The sequence below is a fragment of the Formosa sp. A9 genome, assembly GCF_051200825.1.
Lineage (GTDB): Bacteria > Bacteroidota > Bacteroidia > Flavobacteriales > Flavobacteriaceae > Formosa.
The window spans coordinates 389,270-414,246 of the sequence record NZ_CP195158.1; the positions used below are offsets into that span (position 1 = coordinate 389,270).

At 36.3% G+C, this 24,977-nt stretch carries 24 protein-coding genes; 19 read left to right on the top strand and 5 right to left on the bottom strand.

All coding sequences use genetic code 11. The features are described from left to right. Positions 1–6: 6 nt before the first annotated feature. Positions 7–3,411 carry a hypothetical protein gene (locus ACR9EA_RS01550; protein ID WP_435136526.1) on the bottom strand — a complete coding sequence of 1,135 codons (3,405 nt, stop codon included), beginning with the start codon at positions 3,409–3,411 and terminating at the stop codon, positions 7–9. A 574-nt stretch (positions 3,412–3,985) separates the two neighbouring features. Here ACR9EA_RS01550 and ACR9EA_RS01555 point away from each other — a divergent pair. From ACR9EA_RS01555 to ACR9EA_RS01570, 4 genes are all read left to right on the top strand, one after another. Next, the gene (locus ACR9EA_RS01555; protein WP_435136529.1) at positions 3,986–4,744 is read left to right on the top strand and encodes an exodeoxyribonuclease III; all 759 of its coding nucleotides are present in this window, start codon (positions 3,986–3,988) and stop codon (positions 4,742–4,744) included. 24 nt (positions 4,745–4,768) lie between these two features. Further along, positions 4,769–5,728 (top strand): OmpA family protein, encoded by a 960-nt coding sequence (locus tag ACR9EA_RS01560; RefSeq protein WP_435136532.1) that lies wholly within the window; start codon positions 4,769–4,771, stop codon positions 5,726–5,728. 147 nt (positions 5,729–5,875) lie between these two features. Further along, positions 5,876–8,053 carry a tetratricopeptide repeat protein gene (locus tag ACR9EA_RS01565; RefSeq protein ID WP_435136534.1) on the top strand — a complete coding sequence of 726 codons (2,178 nt, stop codon included), beginning with the start codon at positions 5,876–5,878 and terminating at the stop codon, positions 8,051–8,053. Between the two features lie 21 nt (positions 8,054–8,074). Continuing rightward, the gene (locus tag ACR9EA_RS01570; protein WP_435136537.1) at positions 8,075–9,109 is read left to right on the top strand and encodes an aldo/keto reductase; all 1,035 of its coding nucleotides are present in this window, start codon (positions 8,075–8,077) and stop codon (positions 9,107–9,109) included. Between the two features lie 47 nt (positions 9,110–9,156). On the opposite strand, the gene ACR9EA_RS01575 is transcribed toward ACR9EA_RS01570, so the two are convergent. Together ACR9EA_RS01575 and ACR9EA_RS01580 are read right to left on the bottom strand one after the other, a co-directional pair. After that, positions 9,157–10,701 (bottom strand): Rne/Rng family ribonuclease, encoded by a 1,545-nt coding sequence (locus ACR9EA_RS01575; RefSeq protein ID WP_435136540.1) that lies wholly within the window; start codon positions 10,699–10,701, stop codon positions 9,157–9,159. Between the two features lie 403 nt (positions 10,702–11,104). Beyond that, positions 11,105–11,398 (bottom strand): HU family DNA-binding protein, encoded by a 294-nt coding sequence (locus tag ACR9EA_RS01580; RefSeq protein WP_038532346.1) that lies wholly within the window; start codon positions 11,396–11,398, stop codon positions 11,105–11,107. A gap of 135 nt (positions 11,399–11,533) precedes the next feature. Between ACR9EA_RS01580 and mutY the strand changes: the two genes are divergently transcribed. The 4 genes from mutY (at position 11,534) to gldD (ending at position 15,030) form a co-directional block, all read left to right on the top strand. Continuing rightward, a complete protein-coding gene (mutY, locus tag ACR9EA_RS01585; protein ID WP_435136544.1) occupies positions 11,534–12,574 on the top strand; it encodes an A/G-specific adenine glycosylase in 1,041 nt (346 codons plus the stop codon). 91 nt (positions 12,575–12,665) lie between these two features. Continuing rightward, complete coding sequence (locus ACR9EA_RS01590) at positions 12,666–13,112, top strand: single-stranded DNA-binding protein (protein WP_435136547.1); 447 nt, start codon at positions 12,666–12,668, stop codon at positions 13,110–13,112. 24 nt (positions 13,113–13,136) lie between these two features. Next, positions 13,137–14,444, top strand: a complete 1,308-nt coding sequence (locus ACR9EA_RS01595) for a gliding motility-associated protein GldE (RefSeq protein ID WP_435136550.1) — start codon at positions 13,137–13,139, stop codon at positions 14,442–14,444. Position 14,445: 1 nt separating this feature from the next. Beyond that, positions 14,446–15,030 carry a gliding motility lipoprotein GldD gene (gldD, locus tag ACR9EA_RS01600; RefSeq protein ID WP_435136553.1) on the top strand — a complete coding sequence of 195 codons (585 nt, stop codon included), beginning with the start codon at positions 14,446–14,448 and terminating at the stop codon, positions 15,028–15,030. A 112-nt stretch (positions 15,031–15,142) separates the two neighbouring features. Here the strand turns inward: gldD and ACR9EA_RS01605 are convergent, their stop codons facing one another. Beyond that, positions 15,143–15,712 carry a heavy-metal-associated domain-containing protein gene (locus ACR9EA_RS01605; protein ID WP_435136556.1) on the bottom strand — a complete coding sequence of 190 codons (570 nt, stop codon included), beginning with the start codon at positions 15,710–15,712 and terminating at the stop codon, positions 15,143–15,145. A gap of 89 nt (positions 15,713–15,801) precedes the next feature. On the opposite strand from ACR9EA_RS01605, the gene ACR9EA_RS01610 reads away from it, so the two are divergent. The 4 genes from ACR9EA_RS01610 (at position 15,802) to rpmA (ending at position 18,298) form a co-directional block, all read left to right on the top strand. Beyond that, on the top strand, positions 15,802–16,674 hold the full coding sequence (locus ACR9EA_RS01610) for a DMT family transporter (RefSeq protein ID WP_435136559.1): 873 nt from the start codon (positions 15,802–15,804) through the stop codon (positions 16,672–16,674). A gap of 145 nt (positions 16,675–16,819) precedes the next feature. Then, positions 16,820–17,275, top strand: a complete 456-nt coding sequence (locus ACR9EA_RS01615; RefSeq protein WP_435136562.1) for a DUF4199 domain-containing protein — start codon at positions 16,820–16,822, stop codon at positions 17,273–17,275. Between the two features lie 101 nt (positions 17,276–17,376). Beyond that, complete coding sequence (rplU, locus tag ACR9EA_RS01620; protein WP_435136564.1) at positions 17,377–17,994, top strand: 50S ribosomal protein L21; 618 nt, start codon at positions 17,377–17,379, stop codon at positions 17,992–17,994. Positions 17,995–18,037: 43 nt separating this feature from the next. After that, positions 18,038–18,298, top strand: coding sequence for a 50S ribosomal protein L27 (gene rpmA, locus ACR9EA_RS01625; protein ID WP_435136567.1), 261 nt, complete (start codon positions 18,038–18,040; stop codon positions 18,296–18,298). Between the two features lie 267 nt (positions 18,299–18,565). On the opposite strand, the gene ahcY is transcribed toward rpmA, so the two are convergent. After that, a complete protein-coding gene (gene ahcY / locus ACR9EA_RS01630; protein ID WP_435136570.1) occupies positions 18,566–19,882 on the bottom strand; it encodes an adenosylhomocysteinase in 1,317 nt (438 codons plus the stop codon). Between the two features lie 154 nt (positions 19,883–20,036). Between ahcY and ACR9EA_RS01635 the strand changes: the two genes are divergently transcribed. The 7 genes from ACR9EA_RS01635 (at position 20,037) to arfB (ending at position 24,858) form a co-directional block, all read left to right on the top strand. Next, positions 20,037–20,663: a 4'-phosphopantetheinyl transferase family protein gene (locus tag ACR9EA_RS01635; RefSeq protein WP_435136573.1), complete on the top strand. Its 627-nt coding sequence runs from the start codon at positions 20,037–20,039 to the stop codon at positions 20,661–20,663. Further along, a complete protein-coding gene (locus ACR9EA_RS01640) occupies positions 20,663–21,391 on the top strand; it encodes a geranylgeranylglyceryl/heptaprenylglyceryl phosphate synthase (RefSeq protein WP_435136576.1) in 729 nt (242 codons plus the stop codon). The genes ACR9EA_RS01635 and ACR9EA_RS01640 overlap by 1 nt, the downstream gene beginning before the upstream one ends. A 104-nt stretch (positions 21,392–21,495) precedes the next feature. Then, a complete protein-coding gene (locus tag ACR9EA_RS01645; protein ID WP_435136579.1) occupies positions 21,496–21,756 on the top strand; it encodes a thiamine-binding protein in 261 nt (86 codons plus the stop codon). Next, on the top strand, positions 21,740–22,372 hold the full coding sequence (pnuC, locus tag ACR9EA_RS01650) for a nicotinamide riboside transporter PnuC (RefSeq protein WP_435136582.1): 633 nt from the start codon (positions 21,740–21,742) through the stop codon (positions 22,370–22,372). The genes ACR9EA_RS01645 and pnuC overlap by 17 nt, the downstream gene beginning before the upstream one ends. After that, positions 22,333–22,893: an AAA family ATPase gene (locus ACR9EA_RS01655; RefSeq protein WP_435136585.1), complete on the top strand. Its 561-nt coding sequence runs from the start codon at positions 22,333–22,335 to the stop codon at positions 22,891–22,893. The genes pnuC and ACR9EA_RS01655 overlap by 40 nt, the downstream gene beginning before the upstream one ends. Before the next feature lie 2 nt (positions 22,894–22,895). Continuing rightward, positions 22,896–24,449: a DUF4301 family protein gene (locus ACR9EA_RS01660; RefSeq protein WP_435136588.1), complete on the top strand. Its 1,554-nt coding sequence runs from the start codon at positions 22,896–22,898 to the stop codon at positions 24,447–24,449. A gap of 1 nt (position 24,450) precedes the next feature. Continuing rightward, positions 24,451–24,858 carry an alternative ribosome rescue aminoacyl-tRNA hydrolase ArfB gene (gene arfB, locus ACR9EA_RS01665; RefSeq protein WP_435136591.1) on the top strand — a complete coding sequence of 136 codons (408 nt, stop codon included), beginning with the start codon at positions 24,451–24,453 and terminating at the stop codon, positions 24,856–24,858. The last annotated feature ends 119 nt before the right edge of the window (positions 24,859–24,977 follow it).

The window sequence follows — 24,977 nt, forward strand, 5'->3', positions numbered from 1 at the left end:
TCATTGTTAAAAATAAGCCTTTAGCTGTACATTACCAGTGTGTATGGTGTTGCTGGTTTCGGTTTTTCGGCCAAAATAGCTGAGGTTTAAATCTAAAAACTTAGTTATTTTTTTCTGTGCCAAAACATGCCAAGTGTAGTTGGTGCCTGGTTGTAAACCTTCTAGCATTTGGTAGGCTACTGGGGTGTTGGCATTGCCATTAAAATGGTTAGAAAATATATTGAACTCGCCACTTACTGCCGATTTCTGCATATTAGCCATAGTAAACGACGCGCCGTATTTTTGTTGTTCTAAAGTCTCGAAATTGCCTATGGTATTGCTTTTGTTGGTGTATTGGTAAAACACATCGAACCGCATGTTGTCGTTAAGAATGTATGTAAGCTTGGGGTTGAATTGATTTTGGTCTAAATTATAATTCTTACTTATATAATTCTCGCTAAGGCTTTCGGTAGTGCTTATACTTCCTAAAAGGGTAATTAGCCAGCTGGTGGCAAACTTATGGTTGAAGTTAATTTGATGGCTTTGTAAATGGTTTTCTATAAACCCGATGCTGAGTATATTTCGGGTTTTGTTGTTTAAGTACGTGTACGACGTGGTGTAACGCTGTTTGCCGCGGTTGTAAAACAATACATTTCTAAAGTTTAATTGAAGCCCTAAGACATCATCCGAATCGGTTTTAAACGGATTGATATCGAAATTACTGCCTGCTCTTCGTGTTTTGCGGTCTATTAAATATGCCGTCTGATTGTAAAAATGCGATAAAATGGTTTTGAATCTGGGGCTTGCTGTAGTCCATTGCTGCGGATTTAAGGTTAGGGTTTGGCTAAAACGGTTTTGGTGTGTTTTAATGTATACCTGGTTAGGAAGCAATACCCTAATGTAGGTGCCTTCGTCCTGAAATTGGGCCAATTCAAATTCTTCTAATTCTTGAATGCCGTTGTTGTTATAATCTATCCAAGTGTAAGCGCCCTGGCCGGGTTCTACTTCTACATAAGTAAAATTCTGTTGCGGTAAGGTGCCGGAATTGGTTTCGTAAATGGTGTTCCAGAGTACGATGTTTTTAAACAGATTTTGGTTGTAAATGAGTCGGGAGTTTAAAGAGTTTTCGGTATCGGCATCAACAAATTTTAAACTGCGATAATTAACGTAAAGCGATAGGTTGGTTTGTGTGTTTTGTATTAATCTAGAATCTAGATAATAGGTTTTAGAGGTGTTTACTTGCTGTAATTGTCCGTTTTTAATACTGTCGTTAACCCGGTGTATGTAACCTAGTTTTGCAAATACCTTGGTGCTGTCGCCTATACCTGTAAATACTTCGTAAGCTGTAAAACGTTGGCTTTCGGGTAATAACGAATCGGTAATTTTTTGTTGTGATTTATTGTTTTCTAGGTTTAATTTTGCACCCACCCACGGAGTGCCAAAGCTGTAGGTAAATCGGTTGTAAGACCGTATAAACTTGGTGATGCTTGTGTTGGATGTGGCGTTTAAAATGCTAGATTGGCTATATACATTAAAGTTTTTTAATTGAAGAAATCCGTTTGCCACATGGCGATTCCCGTTAAAAGTATCGCGGTAGTTTAAATGCTCGAACTGGTAGTTAAAGAACAGGGTATTGCTGTGTTTTAGTTGTAAGCCACTACGCGCCAAAGTTTGGTCGCCTGTGGTGTTTTCTAAATTCCAGTCTCGGTTAAATTCGGCATTATACAAGCGCTCTATAGTTTTAAAATTCTGCTGAATGTAATCTACATCAGCAAAAGCATCTAAATGCCATAAGCTGTCTTGTTTTATAAGGTTTTGTTTTAGGTTCAGGCTTCCGGCAAAGCCGTCGTTATTGCCATCATCGATATCCGAAAACAAGTTTAAATCGTTTTTACTGCCAGCACCTTCAAAATAAATACTGGTACTTTTGGTGGGGTTATATGTACCGTTTATAACAGCTATTTGTAGTTTGGTTGGTGCTACCAATTGTGTAATTGGAGCATAATTACCTTGCGGCACGCCATTAATTGGTGTAACATATTCGTAAATATTAGTTATGGCCGATGAATTGGCAAGTATATAATCGCCGTTATTTTCGCCAACATTGGTAAAAGTTACGCTGTAAAGGTCGTCGTCTGGATTGTTCGAAAACACAAATACCTCCTGATTGTTAAAGGTATCTTTCTTGTATAAAATTCTGTTTTCATTATAGGATTCTGGGGTTGCCGAAGGACTTGTCATTTTCGAGCTATCGTCTCCCGCTTGTGCTAATATGTCTACCTGTTCGGACGATAAATTTTGCTGTATGGGATTGTTTTTAGAATCGCTTTCGGAATACACAGTGGCGCCTAAAGTAAGAGTGTTGCTTTGGTAATGCCCACCACCATAACCTATAAGACGGGAATAATTGCGCTCGCTATATTGAAAATCGACAGTAATACGCATTTCCGAAGTTATAGGGAAAGTACTGTTAAAAATAAGCTCGCCGGCATTGTAATCTATAATATAATCGTTGTTTTCGCCGCGTTCTAACGCTACCCCGTTAACGTACACGGTTTCGCTACCCGAAACAATAAGTACATACAATTCGTTATTGGGGCCTCTAAGTTTATATGGCCCTTGGTTGCCTTCTTGTGCAGTAAACTGAGTTCGTGTAAATTGCCCGCGTACCAGAGCACCAGCGGCAAAAAGATTGGTTTTGTGGGAGTCGTCTCCTAAAGTGGTGTTTACAAGTAGACCTTGTACACGTTTGCTAAAATTGGCAAAACGGGTGTTGGTATTTTGCAGGTCTATATCGCCGGCTCTAATATTCCAACGGTCGCTAAACAATTCTATAAATACCTGGTCGAACTCGTCTAAACGTTGCGAATAACCACTTTCTTGTAGTGGTATATTGGCATCTTGTATAGAAGCGCGAAGCGACACTTTATCGTTTAGCTTGCCTGTAATTTGTAAGTCGAGTTCGCTGTTTAATACCGAACTTTGGTTATTACCTACGGTAACGCCTCTGGAAATACTACCCGAAGTTGATAGGCCATCAAAAGGAATAAAACTAGAGGTCGCTGTGGGTTGCGACAGTTTATATAATTTTTGCTGATTGCTGATATCCGATAGGATGATGTTTTCGTCTAACTGTTTATAGGTTTTTGTTAAAAAATCAGGGAATTTTAAATACGATATTTGTATAGAATCTTCGCTGATGGGTTGTTTAAGGTACAGCATGGCATTCGGAAAATCTACATGGTAAAAACTGCTGTCTATTGTTTGGTTTTGAAGCGTTTTAAGATGAAACCAATGCGGATTGATACTCACACTATCTATAACTATTGTGTCTGTAACGGCCATTGTTTTTGTTTTGTAATTAGAGTTGGTTTCTTGCGCTAAGGCAAAAAAACTCATACAAAAGCATATTACGGTGGCTATTAATTTCATGTGGTATTTAAACTGCTAAACGCTTAAAATATTTTATGGGATCATCGAGATTTAAATATGCTTAAGCTAGTCTTGAGTTTGCCTGTAAGGATAATATTGTTGTTCAGTTTATAATTTTGGTTTAAATCTATTATTTTTTTTCAATAGCTACCTAAACGTTTTAAAGAATATGTGGTTTAGTAGTGTGGCTATGGGTATTGGATTTTAGGATAGTTTAGAGGGGATTTTGGCCTATTTATAAAGATATTGAAAATCAAGGAAGCAGTAAGGGTGAATGATAAAAATTTGTTTGAGGCCGACGGAAGGGAGGTTGAGTTATTTTTATCTGTGGCTGAGGGTTCCGTAGTATTTTCTTATATTTTTATAATACGCCTAGATTTTTTTGCTTCGTTTTTTCATCGATGGAAAAAATGAAAAATTATATGTATTATTGAATTGATTTTTCTGTTAAAAGGCCTTTAAATAATGGTGTAAAAGTAACGCATTATTTATTTTAGCTGAAATTCTTAAATAATTAAACAGTGCTTAAACTATAAAATGCAAGTTTAGGCATACTGTCTTGTAATATAGCAGCATGAAAATAGTTTCTTATAACGTAAATGGTATTAGAGCCGCCATAAAAAAAGGCTTTATCGAGTGGTTACAAAGTGCAAATCCAGATGTTATTTGTTTGCAGGAAACCAAAGCCCAAAAAGAACAATTAGATTTAGAGGTATTCGTGGCCGCTGGGTATATTTATAATTACTGGTTTAGCGCCCAAAAAAAAGGATATAGTGGTGTGGCCATTTTAAGTAAAATAAAACCCGAGCATGTCGAGTACGGTACCGGTATAGAGTCTATGGATTACGAAGGTAGAAATATTCGAGCCGATTTTGATGGTGTTTCGGTAATGAGCATGTATTTACCTTCGGGAACGAACGACGATAGATTGGCGCATAAGTTCGAATACATGAATATGATCCATGAGTATTTAAACGAATTACGCGAATCGCACCCAAACCTTATCGTTTGTGGCGATTACAATATTTGTCATGAAGAAATCGATATCCACAACCCGAAAATGAAAGGCGTTTCCGGATTCTTACCCGAAGAACGCGAATGGCTGGGGCAGTTTATAGATAGTGGTTTTATAGATTCTTTTAGATATTTACATCCCGAAAAACAAGAATATTCGTGGTGGAGCTACCGTGCTAATGCCAGAGCCAATAATAAGGGGTGGCGTATAGATTACTGCATGGCTACTAGCCCCTTGCAAGACCGTTTAAAACGTGCGGTTATTTTGCCAGAAGCCAAGCACAGCGACCATTGTCCTATTTTAGTTGAAATAGAATAATTAAAATCTAATCCTCTGTTTTTTATGAAACGAATAGCCGTAGCAACCGTAATACTAACCAGTATATTCACTTCTTGTGTGTCGCCTAAAATTTACAAAGATTTAGAAGCTAGACACAACGATTTAAAAGAATTAAACAAATCGCTATCTGCCGAGAACGAAACTTTATTGGCCGATAACAATCAATTAAAAACCGATTTAGAAAAACTGCAAGAGCAATACAATAAAGCCGTTCAAGAACGCGACGAGCTTCAAAATACGTATAATGCGCTAAAGGCCAATCACGATGCGTTAAAGGAATCGTATAATGCTTTAGAGAAAAACAGTTCCGAAGCTATTGCTAAAAATGTTCAGCAGAACCGCGAATTATTGGCGCAGCTAGAAGCCAAAGAGCAGGCTTTAGCAGCAGAAAGCTCGCGTTTAGAACAGCTAAAAAACGAACTGGAATCGCGATCGCAGCGTGTTGCCGAATTAGAACGTGTTATCGCGCAAAAAGATGCCGCCATGCATGCTTTAAAAAATGCCATTTCGAATGCCTTAACCGATTTTGAAGGTAAAGGTTTAACGGTCGAAGAACGTAATGGAAAGGTGTATATTTCTATGGAAAATAAATTGCTGTTTAGCTCCGGAAGTTGGTCGGTAGGCGTAGATGGAAGGCGTGCTGTAGAGCGTTTAGGAAATGTTTTGGCCGACAACCCAGAAATCGCGGTGTTAATAGAAGGGCATACGGACGATGTGCCGTATAAAGGTAGCGGGCAACTGTCGGGCAATTGGGATTTATCTACAAAACGCGCCACGGCAATAGTTAGTATTTTAAGAGAGAATGCTAATATTCATCCAGAAAATTTAACAGCTGCTGGGCGTGGTGAGTTTGCACCAATAGCATCGAACGAAACACCCGAAGGTCGTGCTAAAAACCGAAGAATAGAAGTCATTTTAACTCCGAAATTAGATGAAATTACCAAGTTGTTAAACGAGATGTAAATTCTATACCTACAAATAGCTTAGTACACATGCTAAATATCTTTTGGTTTGAGATTCAAATTACAAGATATTTAGCATGTGTTTTTTTAGTCAACTAAAAATAAATTTTAACTTAGAGGCAAAGTATCCAACATTACAATAGTTTATATGAGAATTTATTTATGGATGATCTGTTTGGTTGTGCTTAGCAGTTGTAATTCCAAGCCCAAACAATCAGATTATGTTGCTGCTAGCGACATTACCTTACAACATGAAGACGGTTATGTTGGAGATTCGCAATGTATGGCTTGCCATAAAGGTGTTTACGATACTTGGAAAGGGTCCGACCACGATTTGGCAATGCAAGTAGCCAACGAACAAACGGTTTTAGGAGACTTTAATAATGTTGAAACGACTATAGATGGCGTAAGTTATACTTTTAAGAAGGAAGGCGAGGCTTTTAAAGTTTATATAAAAGAGATAGACGGAAGCGAAAAAGAGTATACCATTAATTATACTTTTGGAGTAAGCCCTTTACAACAGTATTTAATTGATTTTGATAATGGCCGAAAACAAGTGTTGCGTGTAACTTGGGATGACGTTAAAAAACGATGGTATCATCAATATCCTGGCGATGAATTAGATCCTCACGATTGGTTGCATTGGACAGAAAGTGCGCAGAACTGGAATACCATGTGTGCCGAATGTCATTCCACTAATTTAAAAAAGAATTACGATGTAGAAGCCGATGCTTTCAATACTACGTATTCGGTAATTAATGTAAGTTGCGAGAGCTGCCACGGTCCAGCCGAGCGACATGTGTATTGGGCACAGCATATTCAAGATAGCACACACGTGGCAAACACGTATATCATTCCAGGAAAAGGTCAGTTTAGCCAAATGAATATGTGCGCACCTTGTCATTCAAGACGTACTAAATTAACTCAAAACTTGGTGCCAGGTAAACATTTCGAAGACCAGTATATGCTTCAGGATATCTCGGATGATTTTTATCATAAAGATGGACAAATAGATGAAGAAGATTATGTGTACGGATCGTTTTTACAAAGTAAAATGTATCACGAAGGGGTAACCTGTACCGATTGTCACGACCCGCATTCATTACAATTAAAAGCGCAAGACAATACCTTGTGTTTGCAATGCCATGCGCCAACGTATAATACTGTAGAGCATCATTACCACACGCCTGGCACCGAGGGTTCGCAGTGCATTAATTGCCACATGACAGGTACACATTATATGGGGAACGATTTTAGACGCGACCATAGTTTTAGAGTGCCTAGACCAGACCAAAGTGTTGCTTATGGCACACCAAATGCATGTACGGGATGTCATGACGATAAAACCGACACTTGGGCAGCCAATCAGGTTGTGTCTTGGTATGGCCCGGTTAGAGCCGACCATTTTTCTGATGATTTACTGTTAACTTATAAAAATAATCCAACAGTGCACGATTTGTCTAAGGTAAATCAGTTTGTCAATAATTTAAACTATCCAGCCATTGCTAGAGCAACAGGAATAGATAATATGAATGTTGCTACAGCAGAACAGGTTGAGGCTGTCTTAAAAAGTCTAACCGATCCGTCTCCATTGGTACGTTATCATGCGCTTCAGAAATTTAGAACTATGAATCCGCAAGACCGTATGTCTGTAGCTTCAGAACATTTAAAAGATACCACAAAACTGGTACGTATTGGCGCTATGCAGTTGTTGGCGGGAATAGAAGTAGAGGCGTTAAATGCTATAAATCAATCTACTTTAAATACAGGCCGTCAGGAACTGGAAACCATGTTATTTACCAACGCCGATTTTTCTAACGGAAGAATGCAACTTGGTGATTATTTCCTTCAAAATAACGATTACGATAACGCCATTAAGCACTATAACATTACCCTTAAAAAAGATAGTTTATTATTGCCAGTATACTCAAACTTAGCCACAACGTATAGTCTTAAAGGTGAAAGCGAAAAAGCGTTACAAGTGTTAAATATTTGGTTGAAAAAAGAACCGAAATCGGGAAGAGCGTATTACTTGAGAGCCTTGTTGCATTTTGAAATGAAACAAAATGAAGCGGCAGTATCCGACCTGAAAATGGCAATTAAGTTAAATCCGCAAGATACGCGTGCTATGTACAATTTGGCGACATATTACTATCAAAATCAGCAATGGAAAGCTGCAGAAGAAACGATTAATGCTGCGATACAGCTAATTCCAGATAGTCCCGATTATAAATACTTGTTGGCGTTGATTTATCAAAATCAAGGGAAAATAGAGCAAAGTGCAAGAATTATGCAGGCATTACAAGCACAACGAACAAATACTTAACATCAAAAAAAAAGAGAGATTATGAAATATACGACCTTACCACATACCGATATTAAAGTAAGTAAATTGTGTTTAGGAACCATGACTTGGGGCAATCAAAACACAAAGGAGGAAGGTTTCGAGCAAATGGATTATGCTGTAGAACAAGGTATTAATTTTTTTGATACTGCCGAATTATATCCCGTGCCAGCCGAGCAGAAAACCTATGCTGAAACCGAGCGTATTATAGGAAATTGGTTTAAAGCAACGGGCAAACGTAAAGATATTGTTTTGGCTTCAAAAATAGCAGGTCCAGGCGATTATACAGCACACATACGTACAAAACCATTTCAAGAAGGCATTGCCGAAGCGATAGATAACAGTTTAAAACGCTTACAAACCGATTATATAGATTTATATCAATTGCATTGGCCAGAACGCCAAACGAATACGTTTGGTATTCGCGATTATAAACACAACGATGCCGATGCTTGGAAAGATAATTTTAACGAAGTCTTGCATGCTTTAGAACTTGCTATGAAGGCTGGTAAAATCAGGCATATAGGTTTGTCTAATGAAAAAGCATGGGGAACTATGCGGTATTTAGAAGAAGCCAAAATGCATAACAAACCACGCATGATTACCATTCAAAATGCGTATTCGCTGTTAAATAGAACATTCGAGAGCGATTTGGCAGAGATTGCTATACGAGAAGATATTGGTTTGTTGGCGTATTCGCCAATGGCTTTTGGAGTATTGTCTGGTAAGTATGTAGAGGGCACTGCTGCAGCCGATAGCCGATTAAAGTTATTTCCAAGATTTGCAAGATACAGTAGTGTAAACTGTACTAAGGCAACTACGCAATATTTAAAAGTAGCTCAGGATCATGGTGTGAGTTTGGCGCAAATGGCATTGGCCTTTGTAACCGCCCAACCGTTTCTTACCAGTAATATTATAGGAGCAACAAAATTAGAGCAGTTAAAAGAAAATATTAATAGTATTCATTTAGAATTGACTGATGCTATGTTGGATGATATACAAAAGGTACATGCAGAGATTCCTAATCCTGCCACTTAAAAATAGAGCAAAAAAAAGCCTTACTTTAAACAAGTAAGGCTTTTTTATTAGTTGATTTGATTACCATCTTTATCAAAAAAGTGATATTCTAAATATGTGTAAGCATCTCTAGGTTGAATTTTAACCCATTTTTTGTGTTCAACAAACCATTTTGAACGTATTGATGGAAAGCCTTTTGTTAAGAAGGCCGCTATAAAGGGGTGTGTGTTTAAAACCACCTTTTTATAGTCTTTGTTAAATAGTTGTTCAAGCTCTTGCGTTATTTTTTGTACCAAAACAATTGGTGCTTCAACTTCTTCGCCTTGATTGCCGTTAGGGTTTTCCTCGCGGGTTTTAATATTCATTTCTTGGCGTACACGCTGTCTTGTAATTTGTATCAATCCAAATTTACTTGGAGGTAATATTTTGTGTTTAGCTCTGTCGTCCTTCATTTCTTCACGAAGGAAATTGTAGAGTTTTTTTCTGTTTTCGGCATTAGTCATGTCTATAAAATCGACAACTATAATACCGCCCATATCGCGCAAACGCAGTTGTCTGGCTATTTCTTGGGCTGCTATCATGTTAACTTCTAATGCAGTGTCCTCTTGAGAGTTGGCTTTATTAGAGCGGTTACCGCTATTAACGTCTATAACATGCAGGGCTTCGGTGTGTTCTACTACCAGATAGGCGCCCTTTGCCATAGAGACGGTTTTGCCAAAAGAGGTTTTAATTTGTCTTTCCACTCCAAATTTTTCGAAAATAGGAACGTTAGACTGATACAATTTAACTATTGATTCTTTGTGGGGTGCAATAAGTTGCACATAATCTTTAATTTGAAGATAAAGTTCTTCGTCATCTACTTGAATTCCGGTAAAAGAGTCGTTAAAAATATCTCGTAAAATAGACGAGGCTTTATTTAATTCTCCTAATACTTTACTAGGTAGATGTGCTTTGTTTAGTTTCTTGCACATTGCTGTCCAACGACTTAACAAATTTTGTAAGTCTTTATCTAATTCGGCAACTTTTTTGCCTTCTGCTACGGTACGTACAATAATACCAAAACCTGGTGGTGTAATACTTTTTACCAAGCGCTTTAGTCGGTCTTTTTCTTCTTTATCTTCTATTTTTTGGGAGATAGAAATACGGTCGGAAAACGGAACCAGAACAATATATCTGCCGGCAATAGATAGCTCTGAGCTTATTCTTGGGCCTTTGGTAGATATAGGTTCTTTTACAATTTGTACCAGTAAAGATTGATTGGATTTTAGCACATCTACTATGCTGCCATCCTTGTCAATTTCTTTTTCGAATGGGAAATTCTTTAAAGAGAAATCGTTTAGTTTACCTGTGCTTACACGTTTTGTGAATTTTAAAAGGGAAGGAAGTTTAGGACCTAAATCGTGATAGTGCAAAAAAGCATCTTTATCGTAACCAACATTAACAAATGCGGCGTTTAACCCCGGAACAGCTTTTCGTATTTTAGCGATAAACACGTCGCCAACCGAAAAGTTGTTACCTCCTTCATCTTTATGTAATTCAATAAGTTTTCCATCTTTTAATAAGGCAAAATCAACATGTTTCGGACTAGATCTAATGATCAATTCTTTATCCATTGCGTTAATTTTTATCCATACATTTTAGTTAAAAAGTTTCAAGTTCGGGTTTGTAGTCCTAGGTTTCATGTTGTAAAACAATAAAAAACCAATATCTAACAACCAACAACTATCGCCTAATAACTATGAGGTACAGATGGATTATACATTATTTTTTCACAGGATTTTAAGCTGTGGAGCTTCCTTTATTTGCGCAAGGTAATACGCGGGGAAACTCATGTCAAAGAACTTTTTTAAAAACCAAAAAAGTAGTTATAAAACTACTTTTTGGGATTATTTTTTCTTTTTGTGACGATTAGCGCGTCTGCGTTTTTTACGCTTATGCGTTGCTACCTTGTGTCTTTTACGTTTCTTACCACTTGGCATAAGATCTGTCTTTTTTTAGATTAATATTAATTTTTTGTTATTCTTTAACGTCTACATTGGTTTTTACACCTTCTACAAAAACTTTTGCAGGTTTAAATGCAGGAATATTGTGTGCAGGTATTTTAATAGTTGTGTTTTTAGAAATATTTCTACCTGTTTTTTCAGCACGAGTTTTAATGATAAAACTACCAAAACCTCTTAAATATACGTTATCACCAGCTTCCAAAGATGTCTTTACTTCTTCCATGAAAGTTTCCACAGTTGCCTGAACGTCACCTTTTTCGATTCCTAATTTCTCAGAAATTTTCGCTACTAAATCAGCCTTAGTCATTATTTATATGTATTAAAGTTATCTATTAATTATAAAGGGATGCAAATATAGTCATTTAATATTCAATATTTCAAACCTAATTCATTAAAATTTAAGATTATAAACAATTATTTTTGCCGTGCCTAAAACAAGCCCATGTCCTTTAGTGAAATATTAACATACTGGTATTCAGTAAATAAGCGTCAACTTCCTTGGAGAGAGACCACTAACCCGTATTGCATTTGGTTGTCCGAAATAATTTTACAGCAGACCCAAATTAAGCAGGGATTACCTTATTATGAAGCTTTTGTTAGTACTTTTCCAACAGTTTTCGATCTTGCTAAAGCTTCGGAAAACGAGGTTTTGAAATTATGGCAGGGTTTAGGTTACTATTCCAGAGCAAGAAATTTACATGCTGCTGCACAATATGTGGTTAACGAATGCGATGGTGTGTTTCCAGATACATATAAAGGACTTTTGCAATTAAAAGGAGTGGGCGATTATACGGCTAGTGCTATTGCATCTATATGTTATGGCGAGGTGTGTGCCGTTGTAGATGGTAATGTGTATCGTGTGCTTTCTAGATATTTAGGTATACAGACACCTATAAATACAACCCAAGGAGCAAAGGAGTTTAAGGCTTTGGCGCAAAGTTTAATAGATTATAACGATCCTGCAACGTTTAACCAAGCTATAATGGAGTTTGGTGCAGTGCAGTGTAAGCCAAAAAATCCTAATTGTTCTGTGTGTCCACTACAAGACTCTTGCGTGGCTTTTCGCGATTCGAATATTGATAGTTTACCAGTTAAGTTGAAGGCAGCAAAAGTTAAAAAGAAGTATTTTAATTTTTTAGTAATACTAACGCCCAAAGGCAATACACTTGTAGAGCAACGCAAGGGGCAGGGTATTTGGCAAAATTTGTATCAATTCCCTTTAATTGAATCGAAAAATCTTTTAGAGCTTCAAGATTTACAAGTAGCGTTGCAACAACACGAATTATTAGAAGATAAGCAGTTCGAGGTTTACCTATATAATAAGGACACTATTATACATAAATTATCGCATCAACATTTATATACCAGATTTTGGATTGTAGAAGTCGATTCTGAAATAGAAGGAGCTATTTCAACTGCAACAATCGAAGAATTTCCAGTGCCTATTTTAATAGGTAATTTTATAGAGGCTTTTAATTTTTAACTGGAGAAGTTTATATCTCATAAAATTTTTATTAATTTTAAAAAAGTTGAAACACAAAGTGTAATTTTGTGAATTCGTAATAACAATATATATGTCAGGAACATTAAATAAAGTCATGTTAATTGGTCATTTAGGCGACGATGTAAAAATGCATTATTTTGAAGGTGGTGGCTGTGTGGGCAGATTTCCGCTAGCAACCAACGAGACCTATATGAGTAAACAAACCAATGAGCGCATAACTAATACCGAATGGCATAATATTGTAGTGCGAAATAAAGGTGCCGAAATTTGCGAAAAATATTTAAGTAAGGGCGATAAAATTTATGTAGAGGGTAGACTTAAAACCCGAAAATGGCAAGACGATAATGGTCAAGAACGCTACTCAACAGAAATTCAATGCACAGATTTTACGTTTTTAACGACCAAAAAAGAGAGTGCTGCCCAAAATCAAAATACCACGCAAACCCCGAAACCTATAGAAAATAAACCGGAATCAAAAATCGAAAATACAGACGTAGAAGACGATTTACCGTTTTAATTGTTTAACCAATTTTATTAGCATTTGGACCCTGATCCCTCCTCGAGTTTTTTAAGTATGTTGTCGGCCATTAACATTTCTATGGTAATTGGCTTTTTATTGTTGTGTCTCTTATTAATAGGTTCGGCCTTAATTTCTGGTGCCGAAGTCGCTTTGTTTTCGTTAACTAAACCCGAAATCGACGAAGGTTTAGAAAAAGATTCCAAATCCATACAAATTATAGCAAAATTGTTGGAGCGCCCCAAAAAGTTGCTAGCGACTATTTTGGTGGCCAATAATTTTATAAATATCGCCATTGTTATTTTATTCGATTTTTTAGGCGACTTTTTGTTTAGTGGCATAGCTTCTGGAGTTCTCCGGTTTATTATACAAGTGGTTTTGGTTACCTTTCTTATTTTGTTATTTGGTGAAATTTTACCTAAAATTTATGCCAGCAGAAATAAAATGAAATTTGCCACATTTATGGCTGTTCCGCTTCAAGTTTTAGATGTGCTGTTTTCGCCGTTAAGTTTACCAATGCGCGGTATTACTCTAGCCATTCACGAAAAATTAGGAAAACAGAAATCCAATTTAAGTGTCGATCAATTGTCTCAAGCCTTAGAACTTACCAGCGATGACGATACCACTAAAGAGGAACAAAAAATATTACAGGGCATTGTGTCCTTCGGAAACACAGATACCAAGCAGGTTATGCGGCCAAGAATCGATATTTTTGCTCTAAATGTCGATTTAAAGTACAACGAAATCATTCCCGAAATAGTGGCAAATGGATATTCCAGAATTCCAGTGTATCAGGATAATATCGATAATATCAAAGGTATTTTGTACGTAAAGGATTTGCTGCCTTATGTAGACCGAAAACAGTTCGATTGGAAAACTCTATTGCGTGAACCATTTTTTGTGCCGGAAAACAAAAAGTTAGACGATTTAATGGCAGAATTTCAAGAGAAAAAAGTGCATCTGGCAGTTGTGGTAGATGAGTATGGTGGAACTTCGGGGCTTATTTCTTTAGAAGATATTATTGAAGAAATTGTAGGCGATATTAGTGATGAATTTGACGATGAAGATTTAATCTACTCGAAACTAGACGACCAAAATTTTGTGTTTGAAGGGAAAACACCATTAAAGGATTTTTATAAAATTATTAAAGTCGAAGACGATACTGTTTTTGAACAAAAAAAGGGAGAAGCCGAAACCATTGCAGGTTTTGTGTTAGAGCACTCAGGTAGTTTTCCTAAACTAAATTCTAAAATAAATTACAAAAATTACGTTTTTACTATTGAAGCTTTAGATAAAAAACGAATAAAACGAGTAAAAGTTACCATTAACTAATATGTTTAAAATACTATATTTTGTCGCGTTTAGCGTTTTGTTGCTATGTGTGTCTTGCGGCGAAACCCCAACCCCGAAGCCTAATGCCTATTTGCGCTTAAACTATCCAGAGGCTAGCTATAACCCCGTGCAGTTAAATGTACCTTTTAGTTTCGAGAAAAACGACTTGGCGAAAGACGTTGTCGTTAAACGCATGCCAGGCCCCGACAATTATGGTGTTACTGTAGAGTATCCTGCGTTAAAAGGCACAATATATTTAACCTATAAACCGGTGCAGGACAATCGTGAGCATTTAATGAAGTATTTGCGCGATGCCCAAAACTTTACCCAAAAGCATGCGATAAAGGCTGATGAAATTTCGGAGCAAGTTTATATAAACGAACAGCGTAACGTATATGGCATGTTTTACGAAGTTGGCGGAAACGCAGCCTCGCAATCGCAGTTTTATGTTACCGATAGTACAACTCATTTCTTAACAGGTTCGCTGTATTTTTATACCAAACCTAATTACGATTCTATTCTGCCGGCTGCTAAATATTTAGAAAAAGATATTAAGCATATTATGGAAACAGTGAGTTGGAAGTAATCTCGAATTGATAATTTAATTGTGCTTGAGTAGTCTTTTATTAAAATATTTATAAAAATGAAATCCCGCTTATTACAATAATAAGCGGGATTTTTTGATGTATTTAATTTTTTTAAGCTTTAGCTTTAGCGGTGCAACACGCTTTCGTGCCCATGGCAGAGCATGCAGCGGCGGTAGTGTTGGTTTCAGTTGTTTTGTCTTTACAACACGCTTTTTCGCAATCAGCTTTACAAGCTGTGGTTTTACCTTCAGATTTTTCTGCGCAACATGCCATTTTGCAGTCGGCAGCACAGGTTTTTTCGGTTGAAAAAGAATCTACGGTCTTCATGTCTTTAACTGTGTACATGTCGCCGGCTTTAGCAACAGTTTCTTCAAGCGTTGCAGTTGTAACTTTTGCATTGTCGTACTCTACCATAGCCAAACGTCTGTCAAAATCTACAGTAGCCGATTTTATACCGTCGGTATTCGATAATTTTTTCTCGATGGTTTTTGCACAACCAATGGCACAGGTCATGCCATCTATGGTAAATTCCGCTTTAGCATACGTGGCATTTGGGTCTAATGTCTTTTCGGTAGTGGTTTCAACTTCTACCGTTTTTAATTCTGGTTTTGCATCGTTCTTACAGGCAATTGTTGTAGTTGCAATAAGTAAAACGACGAAAAAATATTTTAAATGTTTCATACAAAAAGGTAATAGAAAGATAAGTAACAAATATACTAAAAATAACGTGGTTTAATTGAATTGTCTTTTTTTTGCAAAAAAGACTGAGTATGGGTGCAAATGCGTTAAAGTGGATTTATTTATCGGTGTTGTCTGTAATTTGGGGAAGCTCCTTTATTTTAATGAAAAAGGCCTTGTTAGGTGTTTCGCCTTATCAATTAGGAGCTTTACGAACTATTTTTACAGCCTGTTTGTTATTTGTTCCCGGGTTTAAAACATTAAAGTTAATTGACAAGCGTGCTTGGAAATGGGTGGCGATTTCGGGCATTATAGGATCTTTTTTGCCAGCCTTTTTGTTCGCCATTGCCGAAACAGAAATCGATAGTGCTATTGCTTCTATTTTAAATTCGTTAGTGCCTTTGCAAACTATTTTAGTGGGCTTGGCTGTGTTTCAAATATCATCTACAAAACAGCAGCTTGTAGGTGTGGTTGTGGGGTTTTTAGGAACTGCATTACTGGTGTTAGAAGGCGCCGATTTAAACCCGAGTCAGAATTATTTATATGCAGGTTTTATTGTGCTGGCAACACTTATGTATGCTTTTAATGTAAATATTATTAAACGACATTTACAGCATTTAACGCCATTAACCATTGCTACAGGTAATTTTGCTGCTATTATACTGCCCGCCATTTTAGTGTTGTTGCTGTCTGGCTTTTTTAATGGTAATACGATGTACGATAGCGCAACGCATAAAGCTTTGGGTTATATTTTTATATTATCGTTTTTTGGAACAGCGTTAGCAAAAGTGTTGTTTAATAAGTTAATACAGTTAGCTACTCCGGTGTTTGCATCGTCGGTAACTTATGTAATGCCAATTGTGGCATTAACGTGGGGTGTTTTAGATGGCGAAGGCTTTAGTGTGTTACAGGCTTTTGCCGCGCTATTGATTTTAATTGGTGTGTATTTGGCTAATAAAAAATAAGGTTGTGTGTTAGTAGATAATGATTTAAATAAAGTTGTTAAAAGGTGTTAAGTTTTTTAGTTGAGCTTATAATTCGTTAGTTAATAATTGGTTAAGTAGATATTTTTTGCGAAATTTAAGAGTAATTAATCTAAAAAAACACAATATGAAAAATTCTGTAAGACTAGCTGTAAAGTATGCAATTTATACTGCAGTGGCATTAATAGTTTATTTTTTAGCATTAAGAACAGTAGATTTTCACGAAAATCCTTGGTTTAGGGTATTAAACGGTATTGTAGTCGCGTTTGGTATTTTTTCTGCAATACGCGATTACAAAGATGAATATGTTGAAGACTTTAGCTATGTAAACGGGTTTAAAGTAGGACTGATAACAGGCTTTGTGTCAACCATTCTGTTTGCCATATTTATGGCCATTTATTTATTTCATATAGATACTGGGTTTAAAGACATGTTGCTTCGCGACTGGTTGCATAATGTAAATCAGGGAGGTGGATTGTTAATATTTATACTGTTGTTAGAAGGGTTTTCATCTTCGGTGGTGATAACCTTAGCTAATATGCAATATTTTAAAAAGAGCACAAAAATATTTCAAAACACATAAAACGTTTGTAGTTTAATTAATTAGATGTATATTTGCACCCGCCTAAGCCGAAAGGTAGGCGCAATTTTTTGAACAAAATTAATTAAATAAAACGTTACGCTATGTACGCAATTGTAGAGATAGCAGGGCAACAATTTAAAGTTGAAAAAGACCAAAAGGTATTTGTTCACCGTTTAGCATCAGAAGAAGGAGATGCAGTATCATTCGATAATGTATTACTTATTGGTGACGGTAACAATGTAACTGTAGGCGCCCCAGCTATAGACGGAGCACAAGTTAGTGCAAAAGTCTTAAAGCACCTTAAAGGTGATAAAGTTATTGTTTTCAAAAAGAAAAGACGTAAAGGTTACCGTGTTAAAAATGGTCACCGTCAAGCTCTTACTGAAATCGTAATTGAAAGTATTGCTGCTTCTGGTGCTAAAAAATCGGCTCCAGCTAAAAAAGCAAAAAAAGAAACTGCTAAAGCAGATGATTTAAAGAAAATCGAAGGTGCAGGGCCTAAAGCCGCAGAAGCTTTAGTAAATGCAGGAATCGATACTTTTGCTAAAGTTGCTAAAACATCGCCAGAAAAATTAAGCGAAGTGTTAACTGAAGCAAGCTCAAGATTAGCTCATATAGTAACAGATACTTGGCCAAAACAAGCTGAGTTAGCTGCTGCTGGTAAATGGGATGAATTAAAAGCGTTACAAGACAAATTAGACGGTGGAATTGAAAAATAATTTTTCTGTTTCATTATTATTAACAATATAAAACCTTAAGACAATGGCTCATAAAAAAGGAGTAGGTAGTTCTAAGAACGGTAGAGAATCAGAATCGAAACGATTAGGCGTTAAGATTTTTGGTGGTCAAGCTGCAATTGCAGGTAACATTATCGTTAGACAAAGAGGTAATACACACCACGCAGGTGAAAATGTGTACGCTGGTAAAGACCACACATTACACGCTAAAGTTGATGGTGTTGTTAAATTTACAAAGAAGAAAGACAACAAGTCTTATGTTTCTATAGTACCTTTCGAGGCTTAAGAAACAGTTATTTTAGAATATAAAAGTCCTTGCATTTTTGTAAGGACTTTTTGTGTTTCCAGAAGGTTCGAATCTTTAAATGGTCTAAAATAGCACTACGACAAAGAAATAAAGTCTCTAGGATAATTTAGATTCCATAAGGCTAAGCGGAAACTCAATACTAAAAAGAACCCCTTTAAGGTTTAATACTTAAAGGGGTTCTTTTTTAAAGTAGTCTCTAAACTCCAGATTCTAGTATCTCAATACTTAACATCTAACTACTAAAACCTAGTATCTATAATATTCTGGTTTAAATGGTCCTTCTACAGTTACACCAATATATTCGGCCTGGTCTTGTTTTAATTCAGTGAGTTCCACACCAATTTTTTCTAAATGCAGTTTAGCAACTTTTTCATCTAAATGTTTTGGTAGCATATATACTTTATTCTCGTAGGCATCTTTGTTGGTCCAAAGTTCTATTTGTGCTAAGGTTTGATTGGTGAACGAGTTACTCATTACAAAGCTTGGGTGCCCGGTAGCGCAGCCTAAGTTTACTAAACGGCCTTGTGCTAAAATAATAACGTCTTTACCGTTAATAGTGTATTTATCAACTTGTGGTTTAATAACATTTTTAGTGTTGCCGTAATTTTTATTTAACCAAGCCATATCGATTTCGTTATCGAAGTGACCGATGTTACAAACTATGGTTTTATCTTTCATGGCTTCAAAATGTTCGCCACGAACAATATCTTTATTTCCTGTAGTGGTAATTACAATATCGGCTTTACCTACAACCGTTTCTAAACGTTTTACTTCATATCCGTCCATAGCTGCTTGTAGGGCGCATATCGGATCGATTTCGGTTACGGTTACAATACTTCCAGCACCTCTAAACGAAGCGGCTGTACCTTTACCAACATCGCCATAACCACAAACGACTACGCGTTTACCAGCAAGCATAACATCGGTTGCACGACGAATAGCATCTACAGCGCTTTCGCGACAGCCATATTTGTTATCGAATTTAGACTTGGTTACAGAGTCGTTTACGTTAATTGCTGGCATAGGAAGTGTGCCTTTTTGCATACGCTCGTATAAACGATGTACTCCAGTAGTGGTTTCTTCACTTAGTCCATTAATACCTTCTACTAATTCTGGGTAACGGTCTAGAACCATATTGGTAAGGTCTCCACCATCATCTAAAATCATATTTAAAGGTTTTCTGTCTTCACCAAAAAATAGTGTTTGCTCTATACACCAGTCAAATTCCTCTTCGGTCATGTCTTTCCATGCATAAACAGCAGTTCCTGCAGCAGCAATTGCAGCAGCGGCTTGGTCTTGAGTAGAGAAAATGTTACAAGAACTCCAAGTTACTTCGGCTCCTAAGGCTTGTAAAGTTTCAATCAATACTGCGGTTTGGATGGTCATGTGTAAACATCCTGCAATTCTAGCGCCTTTTAATGGCTGACTGTCTTTGTATTCTTCGCGTAAGCTCATTAAGCCTGGCATTTCTGCTTCGGCTAATTCAATTTCCTTTCTTCCCCAATCGGCTAGCGAAAGATCTTTTACTTTATTTGGTAGGTAACCAACAGTTTTTGTATCCATGTTTTGTTATTTTCTAAAGGTTTATGGCTTTACAACTTTGATATTAGCAGTTAATTTAGTTAAATTCGCTATAAAAAAATTGTATTTCATATTAAGCCTTAATGTTTTTGCTTAAAGCGAGTGCAAAGATAACCAATAACTTTCAAAAAAGTAAATGCCTCTTTATAAAACCATTACTCCAAATTTAGGAACTACAGTTAGAATTTGGAAGATTACAGAGTCGTACACTGATTTGTTTCAGGAAGTTAATTTAAAGCCCGAAAGTTTAAATCGGGTTTTGGGTATGAAAAGTGAGTTGCACCAACGCGGTTTTTTAAGCGTGAGAAAGCTTTTGGATTTATTTGGGTATAACGATTTCGACTTGTATTACGACCATAATGGGAAGCCACATTTAAAAGATGGTAAGCATATTTCTATTACACATTCTTTTACATTTTCGGCTGTTATTGTTAGTGATGAGGAGGTTGGGATAGATATTGAAAAGCAACGGGATAAAATAGGGTTAATTGCGCGTAAGTTTATAGATTTTGAATTCGATTTCTTAAATCCCGATCATGAAGATTATGTAAGAATGCTAACTGTAATTTGGGGAGCTAAAGAAGCGCTTTACAAGTTATTTGCCACGCCTGGATTGAGTTTTCACGATCATATTTTTGTAATTCCTTTTTCGTTGCAGGAACGAAATACAATAGCTTGGATTGATTATAAAACCAACAAGTGTCGTTACCAAGTTCGGTATTTAGAATTCGAGGACTTTACTTGTGTTTATACTATAGCCTAATGAAAAATGTACTAAATAATATCCTTCATAATATTTTTATCAATAAAAAACAGCTCGCTATTTTAATCGATCCCGAAAAAATGGAACTGGATAGCGTAAAACCTTTTATAAAAAAAGTAAATCGTTCTGTAGCTAGTTATATTTTTGTAGGAGGGAGTACAGTGCCAGAAGACCTTACCGAACCATTGGTTCTAGAAATAAAAAAGCATACCACCTTGCCTGTAATTTTATTTCCTGGCGATGTGGCTCAAATTACAAATGCAGCAAATGCCTTGTTGTTTTTATCGCTAATGTCTGGTAGAAATCCAGAGTATTTAATAGGAAAGCACGTGCAGGCCATACCGTATTTAAAAGAAACCAGCTTAGAGGTTATTCCTACAGGATATTTATTGATTGAAAACGGAGTTAAAACTACGGTGCAGGAAGTTACCGAAACCATACCCATGTCTACCAAAGAAATAGATACGATAGTAAATACCGCTTTGGCAGGCGAACTTTTAGGCATGCGTTTAATGTATCTAGAGGCTGGTAGTGGTGCGCAACAGCCAGTATCTACCGAAGTAATAAGTGCTGTAAAGCACGAACTAACTATTCCATTAATAGTCGGCGGGGGAATAAAGACCAAAATACAGTTAGACGATGCATTTAGGGCAGGGGCTAACATGGTAGTTATTGGATCGGCTATCGAAGAGAATGAAGATTTCTTATACGAATTAAGACGCTGGTAGATTAAAATAATTCAAATTTCACCCTCGAAAGATTGAAATCATTAGTATTTTTGGAAAGCAACGCTTAAAAAAGTTGTTTGCCAATTAATACAAATAGAAGCCTTATGAAAATTTCTGTGGAACTAACCTTAACACCACTTCAAGACGATTTTGAAACACCAATCAAAACGTTTATAAAACAATTACGAGCATCAGAATTTACTGTGTTAGAAAACCCGTTAAGTACACAAGTTTATGGCGATTACGATGCTGTAATGCCTTTTTTAACCGAAACCATCAAAACTTCTTTTTCACAATTAGATCATGTTTTGGTAAATATGAAGGTTGTAAAAAGCGACAGAAGCGATTATGCAGCAGATTTTTGATTTTTTTATAGAGCCCTATAAAAGTACACCAGCATTATATATTGTTTTAGAGACTGTAGCATTTGTTTTTGGCGTGTTAAGTGTGTATTACGCTAAAAAAGAAAACATTTTAGTTTATCCTACAGGTTTGGTTGCAACCACCATTACAGTATTTTTATTATACAAAGCAGGCTATTTTGGCGATATGTTAATGAATGTGTATTACTCGATTATGAGTATTTATGGTTGGTGGAATTGGTCCAGAAAAAAAGGCGACGAATATATTGTACCCATATCCAGAACCAATACAAAAGAAAAAATAATAGGTGTAATAATGTGTCTTGCTACTATGGTAGTCACTTATCTGGTTTATAAAGGCGCTGGCTATACCATAGCAATTACAAACTATATAGACATATTTACTTCGGGTATTTTTTTTACAGCCATGTGGTATATGGCCAATAAGAAAATAGAAAACTGGACACTTTGGATTTTTGCAGATATTATTACCGTACCATTATACGCTTACCGCGGATTGGGTATTTTATCTGTTCAATACATAATCTTTACTATATTAGCAATACAAGGCTATCGCGAATGGAAACAGAGCTTAAACAAGAGCAGTCAGATTGTGTAAAAGTAGTGTTGTTTGGTCCGGAATCAACTGGAAAAACGGTGTTGGCTAAACAGCTGGCGACGCATTATAATACGCTTTTTGTGCCGGAATTTTCTAGAATATATGCCGAAAAAAAATTAGAAGCCAACCAATTGCTTAGCGAAAACGATGTGTTGCCTATTGCAAAAGGACAAATACTTCTAGAAAATACATTCGCTAAACAAGCTGAAAAAGTGTTAATTTGCGATACCGATTTGTTAGAAACAAAAGTATACGCAGAAGCTTATTACAAAGGGTTTTCCGATGTGGCGTTAACAAAATATGCTTCAGAAAATACATATCATTTATATCTGTTAACTTATATAGATGTGCCATGGGAAGCCGATAAGGTAAGGGATAAACCTAACGACAGAGAAACTATGTTCAATGCTTTTAAATCGGCTTTAAATCAATACAATAAACCCCATGTTTTGCTAAAAGGAACGTTCGAGGAGCGCTTTAACCTTGCGGTAAAACATATCGATAAAATATTAAAAAATTAATCATGAATTTTTCAGAACAAGACTTAAAACAAATTGACAATAAAGGTTTAACTTTAAAAAAGATAGATCAGCAAATTAATCAGTTTAGAGACGGTATTCCATTTGTTAAATTGGCTTCGGCGGCTACCATATCTCATGGTATTTTAAAATTAACAGAAGCTGATAGAAAATATTACGGCGCTATTTACGACGATAAGCGAGATAGTTTAAATGTTGTGAAATTTGTGCCTGCATCTGGTGCAGCAACCAGAATGTTTAAAACGCTATTTAATTATGTAAATAATCATAATCCAGATGGCGACGAATCTTTAAACTCTTACATAAATAAACACAAAGATCTAGATTTATCGCTGTTTCTGGTAGGTTTAGAAAAATTACCATTCTACGATTTGGTAATGGAGGAAATCCATAAGGCTTATCCAGATTACAAGACCTATGATGGCGACAAGCAAAAATGGTTGTTTGTAAAAACAATGTTAGACGAAAAGCACCTAAATTATGGGTCTTACCCAAAAGGTTTGTTGCCGTTTCATAAGTATAACGAGCGTATTACAACAGCTTTCGAAGAGCATTTGTTCGAATCGGCTTTATATGCTTCAACTAATAAAACTGCAAATCTACATTTTACAATTTCCGAAGTGCATAACCATAAATTCGATGCCGAGTTTAAGCGTATTGAAGAATTGGTAGAAGCGGCTACAAAAACAGCATTTAATATTTCCTTTTCTTATCAAAAACAATCTACAGATACCATAGCGCTAACGCCAGAATACGAGCCGTTTAGAGAAGACGATGGCAGTTTGTTGTTTAGACCTTCTGGGCATGGGGCGTTAATAGAGAATTTAAACGATCTGGATGCCGATGTTATTTTTATTCAAAATATAGATAATGTGGTGGTTTCAGAATTAAAAACCAGTATTGTTGCGTATAAAAAAATGTTGGCTGGAGTTTTGCTTGATCGCCAGGAGCAAGCTTTTAAGTATTTAAACGATTTAGATGAAGGAAATTTAAAGGAAAACGAACTGATAGAAGTTGCGGAGTTTTTAGCTCAGAAATTGAATGTTGATATCTCAGAAGAATTCGAAAAATATTCATTAAAATATCAGATAGAATACTTAAAAGAAAAATTGAATAGACCAATTCGCGTGTGTGGAATGGTTAAAAATGAAGGCGAACCAGGTGGAGGGCCATTTTGGGTGCTCGATCACAGAGGTAACGAATCGTTACAAATTGTAGAGTCTGCGCAAATCGACAAAAAGAACAAAGTTCAGAAAGAAATTTTAGGAAACGCAACACATTTTAACCCGGTGGATTTAGTTTGTGGGACTAAAAATTACAAAGGCGAAGGGTTCGATTTGTTGAAATACGTTGACCCTAATACCGGATTTATTACACAAAAAACGAAAGCAGGGCAAGAACTTTTGGCATTGGAGTTACCTGGATTGTGGAATGGCTCTATGGCTAATTGGAATACTATTTTTGTAGAAGTGCCACTTAAAACATTTAACCCTGTAAAAACGGTAACCGATTTATTAAAACCGGCTCACCAAATATAATATGCTAGATGAAAACCAACTGATTTCGGAATTAGAATTTAAAGCCATAAGAAGTTCTGGTGCTGGAGGGCAGCATGTAAATAAAGTAGCTTCTAAAGTGGTGCTAAGTTTTAATATTCCGGAATCGGCGGTTTTAAGTCAGGTCGAAAAAGAGCGTCTTATTCAAAATTTAAAATCCAGATTAACGCAACAACAAGTGTTGGTTTTGCACTGCGACGATTCTAGAAGTCAGCATGCCAATAAAAAGTTGGTTATAAATAGGTTTATGGCACTGCTTCAGGAGGCATTAAAAGTTCAAAAAAAACGAAAGCCCACAAAAATTCCAAAGTCGGTTATCAAAAAAAGACTTAAGAGTAAGCGTTTGCGTTCCGATATTAAATCTACCCGCCGAAAACCTAATATCGAATAATGTTTTCAGACTTTTTAATAGTCGATTGTTAGTTTAAAGTTAAGTTATATTAATAAATGTTGCTACCTTTGCAGCGTTCTCAATAAAGGGGTGCTAAAACAGTTAAAAGTAAACACCGT

What these genes read in the sequence shown, in the direction of transcription:
- ACR9EA_RS01550 (WP_435136526.1), bottom strand. Translation starts at nt 3,411, where the DNA reads ATGAAATTAATAGCCACCGTAATATGCTTTTGTATGAGTTTTTTTGCC.
- ACR9EA_RS01555 (WP_435136529.1), top strand. Translation starts at nt 3,986, where the DNA reads ATGAAAATAGTTTCTTATAACGTAAATGGTATTAGAGCCGCCATAAAA.
- ACR9EA_RS01560 (WP_435136532.1), top strand. Translation starts at nt 4,769, where the DNA reads ATGAAACGAATAGCCGTAGCAACCGTAATACTAACCAGTATATTCACT.
- ACR9EA_RS01565 (WP_435136534.1), top strand. Translation starts at nt 5,876, where the DNA reads ATGAGAATTTATTTATGGATGATCTGTTTGGTTGTGCTTAGCAGTTGT.
- ACR9EA_RS01570 (WP_435136537.1), top strand. Translation starts at nt 8,075, where the DNA reads ATGAAATATACGACCTTACCACATACCGATATTAAAGTAAGTAAATTG.
- ACR9EA_RS01575 (WP_435136540.1), bottom strand. Translation starts at nt 10,701, where the DNA reads ATGGATAAAGAATTGATCATTAGATCTAGTCCGAAACATGTTGATTTT.
- ACR9EA_RS01580 (WP_038532346.1), bottom strand. Translation starts at nt 11,398, where the DNA reads ATGACTAAGGCTGATTTAGTAGCGAAAATTTCTGAGAAATTAGGAATC.
- mutY (WP_435136544.1), top strand. Translation starts at nt 11,534, where the DNA reads ATGTCCTTTAGTGAAATATTAACATACTGGTATTCAGTAAATAAGCGT.
- ACR9EA_RS01590 (WP_435136547.1), top strand. Translation starts at nt 12,666, where the DNA reads ATGTCAGGAACATTAAATAAAGTCATGTTAATTGGTCATTTAGGCGAC.
- gldD (WP_435136553.1), top strand. Translation starts at nt 14,446, where the DNA reads ATGTTTAAAATACTATATTTTGTCGCGTTTAGCGTTTTGTTGCTATGT.
- ACR9EA_RS01605 (WP_435136556.1), bottom strand. Translation starts at nt 15,712, where the DNA reads ATGAAACATTTAAAATATTTTTTCGTCGTTTTACTTATTGCAACTACA.
- ACR9EA_RS01610 (WP_435136559.1), top strand. Translation starts at nt 15,802, where the DNA reads ATGGGTGCAAATGCGTTAAAGTGGATTTATTTATCGGTGTTGTCTGTA.
- ACR9EA_RS01615 (WP_435136562.1), top strand. Translation starts at nt 16,820, where the DNA reads ATGAAAAATTCTGTAAGACTAGCTGTAAAGTATGCAATTTATACTGCA.
- rplU (WP_435136564.1), top strand. Translation starts at nt 17,377, where the DNA reads ATGTACGCAATTGTAGAGATAGCAGGGCAACAATTTAAAGTTGAAAAA.
- rpmA (WP_435136567.1), top strand. Translation starts at nt 18,038, where the DNA reads ATGGCTCATAAAAAAGGAGTAGGTAGTTCTAAGAACGGTAGAGAATCA.
- ahcY (WP_435136570.1), bottom strand. Translation starts at nt 19,882, where the DNA reads ATGGATACAAAAACTGTTGGTTACCTACCAAATAAAGTAAAAGATCTT.
- ACR9EA_RS01635 (WP_435136573.1), top strand. Translation starts at nt 20,037, where the DNA reads ATGCCTCTTTATAAAACCATTACTCCAAATTTAGGAACTACAGTTAGA.
- ACR9EA_RS01640 (WP_435136576.1), top strand. Translation starts at nt 20,663, where the DNA reads ATGAAAAATGTACTAAATAATATCCTTCATAATATTTTTATCAATAAA.
- ACR9EA_RS01645 (WP_435136579.1), top strand. Translation starts at nt 21,496, where the DNA reads ATGAAAATTTCTGTGGAACTAACCTTAACACCACTTCAAGACGATTTT.
- pnuC (WP_435136582.1), top strand. Translation starts at nt 21,740, where the DNA reads ATGCAGCAGATTTTTGATTTTTTTATAGAGCCCTATAAAAGTACACCA.
- ACR9EA_RS01655 (WP_435136585.1), top strand. Translation starts at nt 22,333, where the DNA reads ATGGAAACAGAGCTTAAACAAGAGCAGTCAGATTGTGTAAAAGTAGTG.
- ACR9EA_RS01660 (WP_435136588.1), top strand. Translation starts at nt 22,896, where the DNA reads ATGAATTTTTCAGAACAAGACTTAAAACAAATTGACAATAAAGGTTTA.
- arfB (WP_435136591.1), top strand. Translation starts at nt 24,451, where the DNA reads ATGCTAGATGAAAACCAACTGATTTCGGAATTAGAATTTAAAGCCATA.